Raw genomic sequence first — 18,745 nt, forward strand, 5'->3', positions numbered from 1 at the left:
AGAGCCGAACTCACAGGGATGTGTATTCGGCATCCAACAAAAATACTCGCAATAATCATACTTACTCTAAGTTACTGTTTTAAATTAGGCGGCATCTGAATTTCACGTAATTCAGGTGGGTATTCGTCACGCAGAATTTTGAGCGCTTTAGAATGATAATCGCGACGGTAGACCACTAGGGTTATCCAGAACGTAGCGGCTATAAATACGAGAGGATGAACGAACCACCCTAACGCGGCAATGCCAAAATAATAGGCACGGATCCCACGGTTAAACTCATTACCCGCAATAGAATTTATCTTAGCAACGCGCTTTGCACTTCGCTCCCAAAACGCCTTATCAGGCATGTTTCGCTCGTGTGGCGTACCGCCAATCAAAATACACAGAAAATTAAACTGACGAAGTGACCAGGTAAATTTAAAGTACGCACTTATAAATACCAAAATGAGTAACATGAGCTTAAGTTCGATTAGCCCGTGAGCTTCCTCAGTCATAAACGGAATATCAGTACTGAATGACAGTAGACGGTCCGCAGTTCCCACCAACGCGAGCAATCCCGCTATGATATAAATCGTTGTGTTAGCGTAAAACGACACACTATTCATCAAATTGGTAGTTAATGCCGCACAACTCACTGGAATATCTCGCGTGGCGGACTCCATAGCCCACTGCAATCGATATTCATGAGTAACACCGATGAGTCCCCTTCTACCTCGCTCACCTTTTTCTAAGTAATATCTGTAGCCTGCCCAGCAAAAAGCGAAAGTAACAAGGGCCAAATAATCTAGCCACGTGAGTAAATCTACAACTGCATACACTTTGTCCATGGGCGCCTCACAACGATAAGAATAACACTTGGAACTTCATGTTAATGGTTAAAAGCTAGCAAGAACAGAGAATACAAATAACTAATTTTTGCAGATAGTTATCTAAATTTATTAGCCGAGTTTTTATCTGCAATATTAAGACAATGAGGCGCACTGTTCTCAAATCGAAAAAAAGGGATAAGCCATTGGCCTATCCCTTTAAAACCTTCCTAGGTAACGTAAGCAGGGAACTAAGGAAGTGCTATCAATCTCACATTATCGATGTAGTATTGTGCGTCGGCATGGTTGAGTAAAATATTGACTACCATGGCTTCTTGAGACCAATCCACGTCTGCTGAGCGACCAAAGTCTTCCGATATAATAATATCGGACTCAGTGATACCTGCACCAACAGTAGCTCCTTCCAGACTGGCAGTAATAAGCTCGCTACCGTTCGAAAGACTTGCATAAAACGTAGTGTCTGTCGCATCGCTGTACAGCGCATCGTGGTTTGCTAGCTGTGCCTCTACAACCAGTGCAAAGCGTCCACCTTGTTTAATTGCACCAGCTTGCACAGGTAGAGTAATAGTCACGCCATCAGCGGCACCTGTAGTGTCAACAAACAGTTTGTTTTCACCTTCTACGTCACGAATCTCCGCAATACCACCACCGCTAGAGGTAATAGTCTCGCCAGCTTCGAACGCACCAATATCATCAACAAGCATGTCGTGTGCGACCTTATCGTAGTGACCAAACGCTACTACACTAAAGTCATCAAGGTAATGGATCCCGTCAGCGTCCGCATACTTCATAATATCCCAATGAATTGCTGAACCCTCATAGCCATCCCATGAACCACCGTCAAATGTACTGACTATCTGTACGTGCTCCATCCACTTATCTACCGATAAATCGAAGTAACGAGGCCCAACCCAGAAACGGTTGTCTAATTCAGAGCCTTCAGGAACTGTGGCAAAAATAGGTACATAAGGGTTACTGGCTGGGTTTGTACTCTCTAGCTTATTCATTAAACCGTAAGAGAAAGCGTATTTTTGATCATTCGGTAAGCTATCGATGATGTTATCGATAACGAGGTCACAATAACGACCCTCAAAGCGCATACCATACGTGCCTGTTCTCGCGAACTCAGTGCCAATAGTTGGCGTAGCACACCACCATGTAGCCCAGCCAAAACGAGAAAAACCACCCAAATTACCACCAGCGACAATATCGCCCGCTAGCGCCGGATTTTCAAAGTCTGGATTAGTCATTGCGCCGCTAATAATGTTGGTCTCTTCGCCGTTAATAATAACCGTAAGTTCAGGTGTGCCGTCCGACATGTTGCCTTGATCGTCAGAGACTCTGTAAGTTACTTGGTGACTGATAAATCCGTCTTTTGGCGTTTCGTTGAAGAAAGCATGGGGATCAATGCTTAACATATTGCCATCGATACTGTAGCCATAAGGTAATGCCTCACCATCGACCATGACTTCAGAAATAACAATTGGATCACCTTCCCTCTCCTGAATCTCATCAGAAAGGTCTAGCTCCAGTACGGTATCTGTCTCAAGCATTTCCGATTGCTTAAAGTAATTCAGTACCAGTGGCGCTCCAGGTACATCTTGAACACCAAGAATATTTATCTGAAGATTACGAGTAATAGTAAATCTGTGGTCGGAAATATCATAGGTATAGTTAAATTCAACCTTTTGACCATCGGGAATGTCATTTTCAACCGCAGCTACATTAACCTCTAATGTAGTTCCGTTAAAGGTAACAGGTAAATCCATTGGATTGTCGTCAGATGGCACCAGATTACCCACCGAAAGTGGTTCACCGTCCGCATCAACAACGTTGAGCAACAAGTCCACTGCGCCAGTACCTGCGTCGCGAGTGAAGTTACCCACCATATCGCCTGTAGCCTCAGGTGCGAAATCCTCACCAGTCACCACAATTGTGGCCATTCTGGGAATAGAATTTTGACCATCTGAAATTTCATAACTCACCGTCACTGTGTGAGTTTCGTCAGTATCGAGCAACGGGGCGATAGCCAGTGGACGAACACCTAGCTGGTTTCCGTTGAGCTCAATGCCTAGGTCCATGATATCGTCTACACGAGGACCACTCATGTTATAACTTACATTCTTAACCGATAGATAGTTTCCGTCGGCATCTGTTGCAACACCGTCACCAGCACTACGTCCTTCCGGTGTACCTAGTAAGTCAACAAAGGTGAAATCGTCTTTCTCGAAGAAACTTACTTGAATATCACCGCCATGGGTAGGTGCATTTAAATTTGCCTGAGGCTCTGGTGTGAAGTCGTCTGAGCCACCACATCCCGTAAGAGCAGTTGCTACCGCACCGGCCAGTAATACTTTTTTGCTATTAATCATTTTCATAACTTTTTACCAATATTCTGTTCTATGCGTGCGGGTTGCCCCGCACTACTCTTGTGTTGTTAGAAATCTACGCGAATACCAAGGCGGTACGTTGTACCTACTTTGTAATTGGTGTAGGTGCGAGATTTAGGCGCATCTCCATCAAGTGGGTTGCCTTCCTCTAACGCGACAAAGTCATAGCCTGCAGCGTTGTCTGCAGCCACCCTTACTACATCCAATGTGCGACTGGTGAAGTAAGTGCGATAAGCAGCATCAGTTAAGTTAATGGCTTGGAAAGTTACCAATACGTTGTCTGTTACCTGCCATGCAGCAGACAGATCCACGGTGTCTCGTCCCTCGTTCCAAATGGAACCTTCATTCCAACTACGGCCGTATTGGTTGGTGTTGTAATCTCGTCCAACTAATGAGTCTGACGACCCACGGAAGCTTAAGCGGATTTGGTGCCCGTTTTGTTCCCAAAACGCCGTAAAGTTGTAGCTGTGTTCTGGAGTATCTGCAACAGGGTAAGATGGCAAGATAAGATTTGGATTCAGTGACGATGGCTCTGAATCATACTCACTATCTTGATAGGTATAGTTAGCTGAAACACCTAAACCACCTAACAAACCAGGAAGGAAATCGTAGTTTTGCTGGTAACCAATTTCTATACCCGTGATACGCGCGTTCGTTGCATTAACTGTCTTAGTAACAGCGTACTCGCCACACAGATCCCGTAAGTCATTGCTGATAATGGTTGGGTCACCAGATGCCCAGCCAAAGTCAGCAGTGGTACGGATTGGCATACAACCAGATAGGCCCCAATCGTCTGTACCATCATCTTCTGGCAACATAATTAAATCGTCAGGGTTTTCTGGCGCAGTTTCACGAAGGTCAACAAGGTAAGTCTGGTTGGTTTCACGGTCGGTGAAGTTCGACATATCTTTGTTGAAAACAGCAACACTCAACAACCCAGTATCATTGAAGTACCACTCCAACGACAGGTCCAAGTTATTCGACTCTAGCGGATCAAGCTTGGTATTAAACATGTCAACACGACCACTCGCAGGAAGACCACTACCCCAATAACCTTGCTCGAATACTTTGTAGCCTGGACGAAGAAGATCAATTTCGGGACGTGTCATAGTTTGCGACGCTGAGAAGCGTGCAACAATTTCTTCGCTGAACAGGTAGTTTAAGTTCAAACTTGGCAATAAGTTGGTATATGAATGTGAGTTGCTTGCACGAGTTGATGCAAGGGAACGGTTTGTGCGTGTTTCGAAATCATAGGATGCGGCGTTTAGACTATCTGAATTAACACCATCCCACAAAACAGCACTATCCCAACCATACAAACGGCTAGTAGAAACATCAGCATAACGCCACATGTTGTACCAGGTGATTCCAAAATCATCTACACGCGCTGGCTCTTGGTCTAGATTACCCGCCAAGAATTCTCCGTAAGCGCTCGCCCAAGCGGCGTATGATGGATCGTGACATGGTCCTTGGTCAGGGATTCGTACCCACGTCGATGGATCAGGACCTGCACTCGTATCCCAACCTCGACCGTCTACACGTTGAAACTTGTAGTTGTAACCATTGTTATCGGCACTCAAGTTAAGCGGCGCGCACTCTGGCAATGACGTGTCACGCAGGTCACGAAGGGTTACTCGGTCAAACTCACGCTCTAAGTCAGAACCATTGGGATCTTCATAAAACTGGATACCTGAGAAGCCAGAAGCTTCAACATCGGTTTTTACATAACGTACACCGATATCACCGGTTAGCTGTCCGTCCATAAACTCAAAGTTCGCTTTAAAATATAGCGCTTGAGTATCAATGTCCGTTTCACGAGTTTCCGTATTATCAACATCACGAACCGTCAGATCATCATCAAGAATAAGGTCCTTAGCAGCAAAAACGTCAATTGGTGTCCAACCACTGGTGGCAAAATCAGAACCATAGCCCAGGGTAGACATAAAGTTATCATACGGAATAGCTTCGCCCTGGATGAGATCGCCACGGATGTCGCTCAAAGGTCCGTTCGGAATAGCAACAGGGTTGCCGAATCGGTCGGTAACCACCTCTGTTTTTGCTAATGAAGTGAAACGATAAGACTGGTCATCAACGAACTTATTACGTTGTGTAACTTTTGCACCAAATTCAAGAGAGGTCACATTAAACCTATCCAAATCGTAATCAAAATCGATTTGGGCATTACTTATTGTATCTTCGATGCGTCTGTCATTTTCAGAGATGTAACCCAAGTGAAATGAGTTAATATCTCGTGGGTTGTAGCCTGTAAACGCAATATTATCCTCAGCACCATTTACTGGTACACCATTCTCATCAACGTAGTCGAGTAATTGGTCACCTAAGTCTACGTAACTTTCCCCTGTAACCATTCGGCATCTGCCCGACGTACAGTCGAAGCCAACAGGTTCAATGTCTGCACCGGCATCATAAAGTGCAAACGCCGGCACTTGCTTCCAGTTTTGCATAACTGTAAATGCATTAGGCTTATTCATTGATTCGCTGTTGGAGTAACCCACCAACGCACTCATTTGTAATGAATCAGTAAGCTCAGCTTGGAAGTTCAATGTCGCACTTAAGTTTTCGTTTTCTGTGCCACCATCTGAACGTTTGATATTACCCGCGCCATATCGGTCCAAACGACGAGTCATAGTGTAAGTCTCAGTGTCGATTTGATACCAATCAAGGGGGTCGGTGGCAGGGTCTGCTGGTCTGAAACCAGACAAAGAAACACCGCCCTCAACCCAATTCTGTTGTGGAACGTTGCGAGTTTCTACCCCGTCCATAGTGCGCACTAAATCTTGCCGACTGTAGTTTACATCGAACATGACTTCGGTAGTGTCTGATGGAAGGTATTGGATACCTAAACTTAAACCTTGTCTGTCACTCGTGTTGCGATGCAGTTCGTAAGACGTTGTCGTTGGAACAATAGCACGCACACCCGAAATAACGTTGCCATCTTGATCTAACGCTTGGTTGTAGATCGGAGATTCCATGAAATTTTCAGAGCGGTATTGGTCGCGACGATAGGCATTGGTCTCATCAAACATGGTTAATGCTACACCTAAGGTCTCGTCGAAGAACTTTTCACTTATCGAGAATTGTAACTTGTGATTCTCTTCCTCAGAGAAATCATTGTAGCGGCCTTGCACGTTGAAAGAGCGAACAGGCTCTGCTTGATCGAGCGGGCGAACCGTAACCAGGTTGACAGATGCCCCGAGTGAGCCTTCGTCATGGTCGGCACTTGGCGTTTTTACTACTTCAAGTTTAGAAAGGATGTCTGCTGAGAACGAACTCAAATCAACCGCTTGTGAAAAGTCGGTAGATGTTAATGTCTGGCCGTTTAGCGTTATAGAGTTCTGGTTAGCATCGGCACCGCGCACAGTAATTTGCGTACCTTCGCCGTCTGCGCTTACCACAGTAACACCGGTAACACGACCTAACGCGTCAGCAATATTTTGGTCGGTAGTCCGACCAATATCTTCGGCGTTGATTGTATCAACAATGTTTCTAGAAAAGCGCTTGTCATTAATAGACTTTTTAAGACTACTTCTTAGCCCCTTAACCTCAATGACTTCGAGTTGCTCATCAGTCGACTCGGCATTAGCTTCTTGTTCTTGCGCGTATGTGTTTACGCTCAATACGGTTGCCACTGCCGCACAGACTGCGCTGAGACGAAAGTTATTGCGTGCGTTTACCATAAAATGTGCCCCAAAACAGGTTATTGCTTTTTGTGTGAATTGAAATTGCTAGTGAAATAACACTAACCATCAGACCAATTAAGGCACACTTTAGACGCTGAATTATCGACATGTCAACAACCTTTTGTTAACAATTTTCAATTAAACTTGCTTTAAAAGTTAACAATAACCTGAAAAAATGATGTTACAAAAAAACCGAAAAAACATAATAAAACCAATACAATTCAAAAACTTAAATATCAAAGAGCCTTTTGAAAACTCATTGCCGCTTTTCATTCATTCGATAATTTTTTGCTCAAATTATTTAAATTAATTTTTGTAGCAATGTTAACAATAATTAGACTTTTGTCGCATCAAACTCACCTATTCATAGGGTTTCTTGTAAACATTGTGCATTATTTTGAGCTACCACATTGTCAACTTTTATCATTCTATTTACAAACTATAATCTCTATTAACCACATGTATGGTGTAAACCACCACGTTACACGCTACGTCTCTATAAAAAGCAGCTGTTAATTAGGCATTCCCAACCAACTGAAAATTAAAGCATTTACCGCAAACATCATACTTTTATGTAATTCAACTACAATTTATCGTTTGCTATTCATTGTTAACAATGTACAATTAACAAATAATTAATCAAAAGGGTATGCATGTGACAGCAATATCTATTAGCAAACCTTTAGCTACACCGTCGAGCCTGATCGATAGTGTTGATGTAGGCTATTTTCGAATTCCTCTCCCAGAGGTACTCAGCGATGCCAAGCACGGTGATCACACAGACTTCGAACTCATCACCTGTACTATAACCTGTAGCGACGGCGTTCAAGGCACGGGTTACACCTACACAGGAGGGTGTGGTGGTAAGGCGATCTACTCCTTACTGCAAGATGATCTGTCTCCGTTCTTAGTAAGCAAAGATGCAGACTGTATCGATGCGCTTTGGGAAGAAATGCAATACAAGTTGCACTATATAGGTCGAGGTGGACTGGTAAGCTTTGCTATCTCAGCCGTTGATATTGCACTGTGGGACATCCGCTGTAAACGCATAGACCAGCCATTGTGGAAAGTAGCGGGTGGTCACAGCGACCGTACGCCATGCTATGCAGGTGGCATAGACCTCAACTTCGATTTACCGAAACTCATTCGCAACATAGACGGATACCTCGATAAAGGTTTCAAGGCGGTGAAAATAAAGGTTGGTCGTCCCGATATGGAAGACGACATCAACCGTGTGGCAGCTATACGCAAACACATAGGCCCCGATATCGACTTTATGGTAGATGCCAACTATTCCATGTCTCCATCTGAGGCAATTACCTTCGCCAATGCGATAGAAAAATATGATATTGGCTGGTTTGAAGAGCCTACCATTCCAGACGACTATTTAAGCTACGCTCGTATTGCAGATGCGACCAATATTCCAATCGCCATGGGCGAAAATCTTCATACGCTTTATGAATTCGGGTATGCGGTAAACCAGTCCAAGCTCTCTTACCTGCAACCTGACGCATCGAATATCGGTGGTATTACCGGTTGGCTGAAAGTTGCTTCATTAGCACACGTCAATAACCTTCGCGTATGCAGCCATGGTATGCAAGAGCTTCATGTCTCGCTCATGTCGTCTCAACCTAACGCAGGCATGATGGAATACCACTCCTTCCCTATCGACCAATATACAAAGCGACCAGTGGTGTTAGATGAGCAGGGTTATGCCGTAGCTCCCAATACTCCTGGCACAGGTGTTGAGTTCGATTTCGAAAAGCTTTCTCAGTACAAACTCGTTTAAGGAACCACCATGTTTGCAGCCCAATATACTGGCAACAAATCATTTTCTATTCAATCTGGTGCATCTGTTCCACCTGGTGAAGGTGAAGTGCGATTAGACGTAGGTTACGTTGGTATTTGCGGTACCGACATGCACATCTATCATGGCGCGATGGACGCACGAGTTGCACCACCACAAATCATCGGCCACGAAATGTCAGGCATCGTTGCCGAGCTAGGTGAAGGAGTAACAGACTTCGCCGTTGGCGACAAAGTTGTTGTTCGCCCCTTAGATTACTGTGGTGAGTGCCCAGCGTGTAAAGCAGGACACTCTCACGTGTGTCAGAACCTCAAGTTTATGGGTATTGATACACCCGGAGCATTTCAAAGTAGCTGGACAGTAAAAGCCCGTACTCTACACAAACTGCCAAGCGGCGTTACTCTGAAAATGGGGGCACTCGTCGAGCCATTGTCTGTTGCGTGCCACGACGTCTCTCGCGCCAATGTAACCGCTGGTGAACATGTCGTTGTTATCGGTGGCGGTCCCATTGGGCAACTTATCGCCTTGGTAGCCAAGGCAAAAGGTGCAACTGTGCTCTTATCAGAGGTTTCTGCACCACGCCGAGAATTTGCCGAAAAGTATGGCATTGAAACCATTGATCCATTAAACAATGATATCGTTGCATTCGTAAAAGAGTGGAGTGGAAATAAAGGCGCAGATGCAGTTTTTGAAGTATCGGGCGTTCAACCTGCAGTAGATGTGATGGCCGACATTGCTGCGGTGCGCGGACGTATTTGCATGGTTGCCATTCACACTCAGAAACCCAACGTAGATTTATTCGCGTTTTTCTGGAAGGAATTACAATTAGTTGGTGCTCGAGTGTACGAGTATCAAGATTTTGAAGACGCCATTGCGCTCATCGCAGAAAACAAGTTCAATCTTGAGCCGTTTGTAAGCTCTGTTAGCCAAATACAAAATATCGCTGATGCCTTCTCAAATATGGACGGAAACCCGTCAGGAATGAAGGCCCTCGTCTCACTTCAAGGGGAAGAATAAAGTATGCAAGGGTTATTTGATTTATCGGGTAAAACCGCATTAGTAACCGGTTGTAGCCGTGGAATCGGCAAAGCTATGGCTGTTGGCCTAGCGAAAGCAGGCGCAAATATCGTCGGCGTATCCGCGTCACTGGCCTCATCTGGCTCAGAAGTAGAAAAAGACGTGCTAGAAACCGGTCAGTCTTTTTCAGCATACCAGTGTGATTTCTCTGACAGAGACGATGTATATCGTTTTATCGAAGCAATTAACAATGATGGTCACGAAATCGATATTTTGGTTAACAATGCGGGTACCATTTTACGTAACCCTGCTCACGAGCACAGTGACGAATTGTGGGATACCGTAATTGACGTTAACTTGAATTCTCAATTTGTGCTCAGTCGAGAAATCGGTAAGCAAATGCTTACTCGTAAACAAGGCAAAATCATTTTCACGGCATCACTTCTCACTTTCCAAGGCGGTATTACCGTTCCCGGATATGCTGCAAGTAAAGGCGCCATTGGTCAGCTTACCAAAGCCTTAGCTAATGAGTGGGCGTCGCAGGGCATTAATGTGAATGCCATCGCGCCAGGTTACATTGCTACCGATAATACGGAAGCACTGCGAAACGATCCGCAGCGCGCCGAATCTATCTTAAGCCGGATTCCACAAGGCCGCTGGGGTGAGCCCGAAGATTTTGTAGGTCCTACTGTATTCTTAGCATCTTCTGCGTCAGACTACATGAATGGTGCCACACTATTGGTTGATGGCGGCTGGATGGGTAGATAAGTGATGACCATTTACAACAAACAACATTTTATTGATGGCGAATATGTCGCTTCGAGTGACGACGCTTCAATACCAGTACTTAACCCTAGCACGGGAGAAACATTGGGGCATATCCCTGCGGGAACGCCAGAGGATGCTCAATCTGCTTTGGACGCAGCACAAATAGCGCAAAAAGCATGGGCTAAGCTGACCGCACGTCAAAGAGCGTCAACATTGCGTAACTTTGCCGCTAAAATCCGTGCTAACGCAGATATTCTGGCGCCACTGCTTGTTCAAGAGCAGGGTAAATTGATTAGCGTCGCAAAGATGGAAGTAGAAGTCACCGCAACCTTTATTGAGTATGCGTGCGATAATGCGCTTACATTGCAAGGTGATATTCTTCCGTCAGATAACCCTGATGAGACCATTTATATTCACAAGGTTCCGCGAGGTGTTGTGGTTGGTATTACCGCATGGAACTTTCCTCTTGCATTGGCTGGAAGAAAAATAGGCCCTGCACTGATTACAGGCAACACTATCGTTCTGAAGCCTACCGAGGAAACACCATTAACGACTCTAGCTTTGGGTGCAATCGCTAACGAGGCAGGCATTCCAGCGGGCGTCATTAACATTGTTAACGGAACTGGCGGTAACGTGGGTCAATACCTATGTGAGAGCCCAATCACCAAGCTTATCACTATGACAGGTAGTACTCGTGCGGGTAAACACATATACCAAAGCGCTGGTAAGCATATGATCCCCGTAATGCTTGAGCTTGGCGGCAAAGCGCCGTTCGTGGTAATGGAAGACGCTGACCTTGAGAAAGCCGCAGAAGACGCTGTAACCACTCGCTTTGCAAACTGTGGCCAGGTATGCACTTGTGCTGAACGCTTATACGTTCACGAAGATGTTTACGACGCGTTTCTCGAGACATTTATTCCAAAGGTCAAAGCCATTAAGGTGGGCAACCCTATGGATGAGTCAACGGAAATGGGCCCTAAAGTAAACGGCAACGAGATTGCTAATTTGCAGCGTTTACTCGATGAAGGACTCAGTGATGGTGCGACGGTACTCACAGGCGGTAGTGCGGCCAAGGTTGAAGGTCATGACGGCGGATTTTGGTTTGAACCCACTGTATTAGGAGACGTTTCCCAAGACAACGTATTGGTTCATGAGGAAACCTTCGGCCCCATTTTGCCTATCATTAAGGTAGGTAGTATAGAGCAAGCCATTGAATTCACTAACGACAGTGAATACGGACTATCAGCGTATCTCTATACTAAAAACTTGAACTATATCCACAAAGCTATCGCGGAAATGGAAGTGGGTGAAGTCTACGTTAACCGCGGCATTGGTGAACAACACCAAGGCTTCCATAATGGATGGAAAATGAGTGGTATGGGCGGTGAAGATGGCAAATATGGCCTAGAGCAGTATGTAGACAAGAAAACGGTCTACATGAACGAAGCTGAGTAACCACTGCCGCAATTTCATTTTATAAGTCTCGGGCGTTCATGTTCTGATTAGGTGATGAGGGATTACCTGACTATTGCATGCGCGCCCTACTCTACTGAGTTTTGGGCTTTCGAATAATGGCGATAATTTCGTAGAACGCCCATACCCCAGAACCAAGAATAGCGGCTTGCAATACACTAATGCTCTGCCAGTCTACTCCACCAAAAGCCAAGTTTCCTAAGATATAGCCCAATTGGAATATCCCTGCTAACGCCAAGATCGCTAAAACGGCTTTAAACCACCAATATTGACTCAATCGAGACAGCGACAATTCCTTGCCCGACGTTTCCTTCTCCATCCTATTCACTCCCTTTGGCAATTTATTTACGGTTGTATATTAATTCTTTAACAATCAACGACTACTCTACAATAGGGAAAACAAGTATTCAGCCTTTAATTGACCAATTAACCAATAAATGAACGAGCGCAGATGGAAAAACACACTGGATTAAAACGCATAGTCTATGCGAGTTGGTATTCACTGAAAGGAATTAAAGCAGCATTTGAAAGTGAAGCAGCCGTACGACAAGAGTTCCTCGCCATCATTGTACTGTCACCAATAGCCCTGCTATCTGACACCACAGTTGTCGAAAAACTACTCCTATTTATCACCCTTTTTCTGGTGCTTATTGTTGAACTACTGAATACGGCAGTGGAAACTGTCGTAGACAGAGTCAGTTTTGACATGCATGAGCTAAGCGGTAAAGCAAAGGATATTGGCTCTGCCGCAGTGTTTGTGAGTATATTCCTCGCAATAGCTACATGGACTTCAATTTTGCTGTTATAGCCTTTAACACAATTCTACGGTGAGAGCATAAAGCTCACACCGCAGATTGATAAGGTATTACACCAACGCTTTTACGAGCGCCTTTCCAACAGAACTTGCGCTTGTTGGATTTTGGCCGGTTATCACTCGGTTGTCCTCGATAACCAAGTTGCCCCAAGGCTGTACTTTGTTGAATCGCGCTGACTTTCTCGTGAGCGCTTCTTCAAGTAAGAATGGGATATCATTAATAGTGCCAAAATCAACTTCTTCTTCACGAGTAAAACCTGTCACTGAAGTGCTTGTTAAGAGCAACTCCCCGTTGCTTAATTCAATTGGCAACAGCGCCGCGGGCCCATGACATACGGCAGCAATAACACCACCAGCTTCGTAATGTGATGCGGCCAACTGGGCGACATCTTTATTAATCGCAAGATCGCTGAGTAAACCAAAACCACCGGGATAAAAAATTGCGTCGTAGGCGTCAATGTCGATCTGGCTAGCTGGAATCGTATTGTTAATACGATTTTGAAAACTTTCGTCAGCCATTATTTGATTGTTTACGTCATCACCGTCCATATCCGTGCCGTACAAAGGCGCTTTACCGCCAAGAATAGAGATAATGTCATAGTCTATGCCCGCATTATTGAGTTCATGCAGAACATGAGTAAGTTCAGGGGCATAGGTACCATTTTGCTGATCAGTATCGCCTAAGGTTGCGTGGTTAGTTACGGGAATCAATACTTTCTTCATCACTACTCCAATCGTGTTTATATGGCCTTAATTTCACATGACTTATGTTAGTTCATATTCATTTGGACGATAATCCGCTAATATGGATAAAGAGTATTGCCATATAGCAACAATAAGATGATAAACAGCTTCGAGGGTATCGTAGAATTTGCAGCGGTTGCCGAAAGTCGCGGCTTTTCTGCTGCGGCTAAGCAACTCGGTTGTAGTACGAGTCATGTTAGCCGCCAGGTCTCTCGGTTGGAGGAAAGACTGGGCTGTACCTTGTTAGCACGTACTACCCGTCTTGTCACATTGACAGAGAGTGGAAACGCCTATTATCAACAAGTCAAAGACCTTCTAGCAGGTATAGAACAAGCCAACGATACAGTTTCACAAAAGCAAACACATCTGTCCGGCTCACTCAAAGTCTCGGCAGCAGGAGGGTTTGCCGAGCACTACCTTGCACCTGCATTAATGGAATTCGCAGAAAAGTATCCAGACGTTACAGTGGAAATTGACTTAAATAGTCGCCTTGTTAACTTGCTTGAAGACGGAATCGACTTTGCTATCCGTTATGGTGAACTAGAGGACTCAAGTTTAATCGCTCGCAAGTTGGTTAGCCGTCCAATGATGGCAGTTGCAAGCCCATCCTATATCAGTAACAGAGGCGTCCCCAAACATCCGATACACCTAAAACATCACGATTGTTTAATTGCCAACAAGGATACATGGGAATTCATTCATGATGGACAGGCTGAGTATGTAAAAGTCAAAGGTCGTTGGAAAAGCAATAATGCCAATTTGATTCTAGACGCATGCATAAAAGGATTGGGTATAGCCTACATGCCCAAGAGTACTTTCGAAGAGGCGGTGCAGAAAGAATTAGTTGTTCCTGTTCTTGAGCCATTTTGGGGAAAGGGCTCAAACAGCTGGATAGTTTACCCAAATAAAAGATTCATGCCTCAGCGAGTTAGAGTTGCTATTGATTTTCTTGTTGAGCACTTTTCCACTTGGGAGTAGACCCCGATAGTGATTTCACTATTCCTCTGAAAATGGCGAATACACCGAATATTGGTTTTTACCTCGCTGTTTTGCTACATACATGGCCTGATCTGCTTGTTTCAATAGCGTATTGTGGTCAACACCTGACTTCTGAGGGAAGTAAGTCACACCGATACTCGCAGATACTTTCAGCATATGATTTTGAAACTCTACTGGAGTTGCCACAGATGCTAACAACCTGTTTATAAATGGTAGTGACTCGTCGAAATTTGAGAGATCTGTAAGTATAACGGCAAACTCATCTCCCCCAATTCTTGCTACCGTATCGGTTTCTCGAACGTGTTCAATAAGCCTTGCCGACAAGCTTTTCAGCAAGTAATCACCTGCTTCGTGCCCGTATTGATCATTTACCTGCTTAAAGCCATCTAAATCGATAAAAGCTACTGCTATTTTATCATCTCGCCGTCTAGAATTTTGGGTAAAGTCGACTAGGCGCCGTGTTAGTAGTGTTCGATTAGGTATACCTGTGAGTGGATCGTGTGATGCAAACCACTCCATCTCGTCATGGCGGCTTTTCTGTTCACTAATATCACTAAACATAGCGAGCAATAAATTTCCGGCCCACGCACCGTTGAGCAACATGTAACGCTCAGAGCCATCTTTACAGGTTACAGTAACCTCTGCAGGCTCTATCGCGCCTCCATTATTAAGTGAGTTTTGAACATTTTGATTCCATGCATCCACAACAGCAGTGCGATATGACTCGTCCTTATAGGCTTTTTCATGCCAATCTTCTACGGTTGGAATTTCCTCGAGCTCCCAACCAAATATCTTAGTGAACGTCGGGTTTACGTACTCGATTTCATTGCTATCATTTGCCCATGCGATAGCCACTGCCGCAGAATTCACAATAGCCTCTAGTTTTTGATTGGCTTCTCTCACTGCATTATCAATTTTTTTGCGTTCGGTAATATCTCTTGCAGACGCGAACAGAAAAGTTTCGTCATCAATCATCACTTTTTGAGTACTAATTTCTACAGGAAACGTTTCTCCACTTTTCTTTCGGTGTGTTGTTTCAAAGGTTGTAGGGTTTCTCATCAGATCAGAAATCTGCTGTTGTAAGGACCGCTTTGGATAATTCTGGTCCCAATCATCAACAGTGAGTCTCATAATTTCTTCTTTCGTGTAACCGAGCATTGTGCAGAACGCGCGACTGCACTCAATAATTCGCCCGCTCCCGTCAACAATGTGAATCCCATCACTAGCTTGTTCCAATATGACTTGCAAACGGTCCCTTTGCATTTTACTGAGCTTTTCAGCATCAGCTCGCTTTCCCACCTCTTGTTGTAATTCACTTGCAGTACTCTCTAACGCAATATCTCTCAATTTACGCGTGTGAATGTCTTGCAGTGAACCTGCCATTTCTATGGGTTTATTGTCGTCATCGCGAAGCGTGTGACCTAACGCTTTGAACCACTTGTACTCGCCTTGCTTATTCAGTAATCGAAACTCGACTTGATACTTAGCACCCCGTGCAAAATGCGCATCTAATGCTGCATATACATAGTCTCGGTCGTCTGGATGCAAGCGTGATCTCCATTCATCTAAACTTGGCCGTATTTCGTTTTCTTCGAAACCCAATAGAGAAAAAAACTGCTCAGACCAATGATTCTTATTGGGGCCTACTTTCCACGACCATACCCCTACTCCGGTTCCTTCAACAGCGAGATCATAACGTTTTTTACTTTCAATGAGACTGCGCTCAGAGCGCTTTTTGAGGACTATCAACCTCGCCATCTGTGCGATCACTGCGAGCAAGACAATAAGGGCAACGCCAAAAATAGTGTTTATAAGGTCAGCTTTTTTCTGAATCTCAGCGGTCTGCTTTTCTACCATGAGTTCGAGTTGATCCTGATAGTGCCAGAGTTCATTTTCAGCGTTACGCCTATCACTGATATCTCTGATTATCGAGAAGAGTACGCGCTCACCTTGGTAAATGATAGGAGAAGAGTGAACTTCCACAGTACGAACGGTGTTATCAGACAATCTGTGCCTAAAAATAAAAAAGTTTCGCCCTTCGGATTCTGCGAGTTGTCGCTCTTCTGCAACCTGCTCGGGCGACAGCTGATTTATCTGTTGGATAGCCATAGTAGTTAAATCAGCATAACCGTAAAAGAGTTCAGCGGACTGATTGGCGGCAACAATGTTTCCTGTTGCGGGATCGATAAGTAGTTTGACAGCATTATGCTCATAAAATGCGTCAATAAATGAAGTGTCCTGCGCATACACGTTCACCAATGAAGAAAACAATATTGCGAAAAACGTAAAAATTTTTCTCAAACTAGGCCACCTGAAATCACTCACCAATAGCAAGAAGACTGTATCACCGAGTTTTGTAGCGATATGAATTTCTGTATCGCGAACGTGAAATATCTATCTCTAAGTATTAAGAGTAGCTAAAAAAATTGCAAGAAATGTGAGAAGGCAAAACAATAATGTGGGTATTCATTTAGTTGTCGGTATCATTAAGAGCAGTTAGCGCTTTTGCAGCGAGGGTAAAGTTTCTCCGGCTTGTTTCATTTCGCATAAGTCGTTTTAGCGATGCACTAGCGACTTCTTTTTTGTGTGTTTGCGTTGCAATAGCTTTTATAGCACTAGCCCTTGTTCTCTCACTATCACTCTCACTGGCCAATTGTGTGATAGTTTCAATGTCGGATTGCTCTAGTTCAAACTGTCCAATAGCACCAAAGACGGCTTGTTGTGCACGATTATCAGTTTCGGTATACAGCATACCAGATAATGCTTGGTGTGCTCTCGGCGTTCCAATCTGTCCGAGTGCAGTAGCCACGTTTGCTCTCACGCGAGGAGTTTCATCAGATTGGTGATTAATGATGATATTCAACGAATCTTCGTGACTGGCATTTCCCAATGCCGCAATCAACGCTGCTTTCTCATTAACATCTGAGGCCACACCCACTTTATCCTGAAGGGCACTCAGAATATCTTGAGTCAGTTCGTTGTTTTGTCTGCGTTCTAAAACCGCGCCCATCGCCATAATCGCCGATCCCCACAATGATTCACTTCCCTCAAATGGCTGGTCATTTAGCATCACCAATAGTTGTTCGGTGAGTTGCGGAGTAAGTGCTCGAGTCCCCGTGGTTATGGCTCGCATCGCTCTAAATCTTTCCGTTTCTGTAAGTGTGTTGGTTTGCATGAGATTGACCAACAATTGGTTACCATTATCAGAATCTAAGTGTCCAAGCGCGTTAAACAAACGCATATTTGTCTCATCATCAAAGGCTTTCTCTATTAGCAAAGTGCCGAGTGTATCGATGACTGGGTCGAACTTTTCGAGCCATAGGGCAAGCTCTGATGCTCGTAAATCTGTCAGTGGATATGTCATTAGTTGCGTTCTAAACTCTGCAGCCAATGCTATCAGTTCTTCTTCAGACAGTTCGGTTGCCTCTTGCTCAATTTGCCATGAAGACAGGTCGCCAGGTAATTGAATAAGTAAGCTTTCAGCCAATGAAGATGAGCGTAAAATTGAATAGCTTTGATCAGTTTTTAGAGAGAAAGCGTCGCCCAATCCCGAAAAATGCAGTGATTCTTCACCTTTCACCGATGTAAACCAACATTCATCAGGAACCATACGGTGTTGGCTAGAGAGGATTTCGATCCTCTGTACAGTGTTGCTGTCCCCCCCTCGTCCCGAGACTCCGCTGTTGGCACTGTATTCGTACTTTTCTTTGACAATAGTTTCCACACCCTGTTCGGATACTTCGATAACATAACGCGCGGAACTTAGACCAACAGTGTCATTCTCTATGCGCGCAAAAGGATCTGGCGTTATTGATTGCACTTGCGAAAAATTAGCAAACTGGAAGTAATAAGCTAATCCTTTAAGCTTGTCTTGTTCTTGCTGTGGAAGCTCTACAGGAAAGTAGAATCTATCAATGAGTGCTTGTGCGTTTAACCCTACGGCAAAAGGGAGTTCGTAGGTCGGGTCGAATGGCATTGTTACGCCATTTCCTACTTGCTTTACATCTGTCATTTGCAGGGCCCACCACGTTAAATGTGATGGCATGGTAGAATGCGTGACAGGCACGAGAGTTAACTGCCCACTCAAATTGTGATGGGTACGGCTTTTATCACCAAAATCGAACTCAGTTTGCGTGTTGATTCGTATGTTAAAACTTCGAAGACACTGAGTTTCCAGTGTCTCCTGCGCGAGACTGAACCCTGAA

The 18,745-nt window shown here is 44.6% G+C and carries 13 protein-coding genes; 6 read left to right on the forward strand and 7 right to left on the reverse strand.

Annotation, left to right across the window (positions count from 1 at the left end):
- Positions 1-71 precede the first annotated feature (71 nt).
- The 3 genes from EYS00_RS08010 to EYS00_RS08020 form a co-directional block, all read right to left on the reverse strand.
- Positions 72-827: a DUF599 domain-containing protein gene (locus tag EYS00_RS08010; protein ID WP_130636044.1), complete on the reverse strand. Its 756-nt coding sequence runs from the start codon at positions 825-827 to the stop codon at positions 72-74.
- A 230-nt stretch (positions 828-1,057) separates the two neighbouring features.
- Complete coding sequence (locus EYS00_RS08015; protein WP_130636045.1) at positions 1,058-3,205, reverse strand: hypothetical protein; 2,148 nt, start codon at positions 3,203-3,205, stop codon at positions 1,058-1,060.
- A 59-nt stretch (positions 3,206-3,264) separates the two neighbouring features.
- Positions 3,265-6,915, reverse strand: a complete 3,651-nt coding sequence (locus tag EYS00_RS08020; protein ID WP_130636046.1) for a TonB-dependent receptor — start codon at positions 6,913-6,915, stop codon at positions 3,265-3,267.
- A 667-nt stretch (positions 6,916-7,582) separates the two neighbouring features.
- Between EYS00_RS08020 and EYS00_RS08025 the strand changes: the two genes are divergently transcribed.
- The 4 genes from EYS00_RS08025 to aldA are packed head-to-tail and all read left to right on the forward strand — an operon-like array spanning position 7,583 to position 11,965.
- Positions 7,583-8,707: a mandelate racemase/muconate lactonizing enzyme family protein gene (locus tag EYS00_RS08025; protein WP_373995560.1), complete on the forward strand. Its 1,125-nt coding sequence runs from the start codon at positions 7,583-7,585 to the stop codon at positions 8,705-8,707.
- A gap of 9 nt (positions 8,708-8,716) precedes the next feature.
- Positions 8,717-9,742, forward strand: coding sequence for a zinc-binding dehydrogenase (locus EYS00_RS08030; RefSeq protein ID WP_130636048.1), 1,026 nt, complete (start codon positions 8,717-8,719; stop codon positions 9,740-9,742).
- Positions 9,743-9,745: 3 nt separating this feature from the next.
- Positions 9,746-10,510, forward strand: coding sequence for an SDR family oxidoreductase (locus EYS00_RS08035; RefSeq protein ID WP_130636049.1), 765 nt, complete (start codon positions 9,746-9,748; stop codon positions 10,508-10,510).
- Positions 10,511-10,513: 3 nt separating this feature from the next.
- Positions 10,514-11,965 (forward strand): aldehyde dehydrogenase, encoded by a 1,452-nt coding sequence (gene aldA / locus EYS00_RS08040; RefSeq protein ID WP_130636050.1) that lies wholly within the window; start codon positions 10,514-10,516, stop codon positions 11,963-11,965.
- A gap of 91 nt (positions 11,966-12,056) precedes the next feature.
- Here the strand turns inward: aldA and EYS00_RS08045 are convergent, their stop codons facing one another.
- Positions 12,057-12,302 (reverse strand): hypothetical protein, encoded by a 246-nt coding sequence (locus EYS00_RS08045; RefSeq protein WP_130636051.1) that lies wholly within the window; start codon positions 12,300-12,302, stop codon positions 12,057-12,059.
- Between the two features lie 132 nt (positions 12,303-12,434).
- On the opposite strand from EYS00_RS08045, the gene EYS00_RS08050 reads away from it, so the two are divergent.
- Entirely contained in the window at positions 12,435-12,791 is a 357-nt protein-coding gene (locus EYS00_RS08050; protein ID WP_130636052.1) for a diacylglycerol kinase, read from the forward strand.
- 57 nt (positions 12,792-12,848) lie between these two features.
- Here the strand turns inward: EYS00_RS08050 and EYS00_RS08055 are convergent, their stop codons facing one another.
- On the reverse strand, positions 12,849-13,520 hold the full coding sequence (locus EYS00_RS08055; RefSeq protein ID WP_130636053.1) for a type 1 glutamine amidotransferase domain-containing protein: 672 nt from the start codon (positions 13,518-13,520) through the stop codon (positions 12,849-12,851).
- Positions 13,521-13,637: 117 nt separating this feature from the next.
- Here EYS00_RS08055 and EYS00_RS08060 point away from each other — a divergent pair, with 117 nt between their 5' ends.
- Complete coding sequence (locus tag EYS00_RS08060) at positions 13,638-14,519, forward strand: LysR family transcriptional regulator (protein WP_307723731.1); 882 nt, start codon at positions 13,638-13,640, stop codon at positions 14,517-14,519.
- An 18-nt stretch (positions 14,520-14,537) separates the two neighbouring features.
- Here EYS00_RS08060 and EYS00_RS08065 read toward each other — a convergent pair whose 3' ends face one another.
- Both EYS00_RS08065 and EYS00_RS08070 read right to left on the reverse strand, forming a co-directional pair.
- Positions 14,538-16,841 carry a PAS domain S-box protein gene (locus tag EYS00_RS08065; RefSeq protein WP_130636054.1) on the reverse strand — a complete coding sequence of 768 codons (2,304 nt, stop codon included), beginning with the start codon at positions 16,839-16,841 and terminating at the stop codon, positions 14,538-14,540.
- A gap of 169 nt (positions 16,842-17,010) precedes the next feature.
- A complete protein-coding gene (locus EYS00_RS08070) occupies positions 17,011-18,552 on the reverse strand; it encodes a HEAT repeat domain-containing protein (protein ID WP_165399339.1) in 1,542 nt (513 codons plus the stop codon).
- Between the last annotated feature and the right edge of the window lie 193 nt (positions 18,553-18,745).

The sequence above is a fragment of the Alteromonas sp. KUL49 genome (assembly GCF_006538345.1).
Taxonomy (GTDB): domain Bacteria; phylum Pseudomonadota; class Gammaproteobacteria; order Enterobacterales; family Alteromonadaceae; genus Alteromonas.